Annotated in this window: 1 protein-coding gene; it reads left to right on the top strand. The window is 53.8% G+C overall.

Going from position 1 to position 667, the window contains the following annotated elements; all coding sequences use genetic code 11:
* Nucleotides 1-43 precede the first annotated feature (43 nt).
* On the top strand, nt 44-667 hold a 624-nt coding region (locus AACP56_RS17905; protein ID WP_339339081.1), incomplete at its 3' end, for a RagB/SusD family nutrient uptake outer membrane protein.

The following is a 667-nucleotide window of genomic DNA, read 5'->3' as shown; positions in this document are numbered from 1 at the left end:
CGGTACGGGAAGACCGGGAGGAGGCCCAGAGACCAAGTCACAGTTGAACATCAACACGGCCTATGGCCTATTGGCAAGGACAGCCCTATCGAAAGGGGACTGGCAGGCAGCTGCCGATGCTGCTGTAGAGGCACGACAAGGGTTTCCAATAATGAACGAGGAAGATTGGCTATCAGGCTTCAACACCAACAGCCTCCCGGAGGTCATCTGGGGGAGCAACGTGATTGCCGCCGAGACCACGTTCTTCCGTTCCTATTTTTACCTGATGAGCAACACCTTCAACGGGAGCCAGATAAGGAACAACCCCAAGATAGCGGACAGAAGATTGGTCGATGCCATTCCAAGTACAGATTATAGGAACAAAGTGTTCATCGTAGACGCACCAAATACCAATACCTCAGCGGCCAATGGCGAGGGCGGTTTTGGGAACGACCCGAACTATACGGACGAGGCCGTTTTTGATGCCGCGGTGGACTCATTGAACGCGGTATACGGTATCACCACCCGCTTCAACCTGCACCCCTACATGCACTTCAAGATGAAGAATGCCAACCCAGGGTCCATAGATCCCGATGATGTCATCTACATGCGTTCTTCCGAGATGTACCTCATAGAGGCCGAGGCAAAGGCCATGATGGGCGACATCCCTGGGGCACAGGAGGCTTTG

This window comes from Croceitalea sp. MTPC6 (assembly GCF_036985525.1).
Classification (GTDB): Bacteria; Bacteroidota; Bacteroidia; order Flavobacteriales; family Flavobacteriaceae; genus Croceitalea.
The sequence above is the reverse complement of the archived record's forward strand: the minus strand, read 5'-3'. Positions and strand labels throughout refer to the sequence as shown.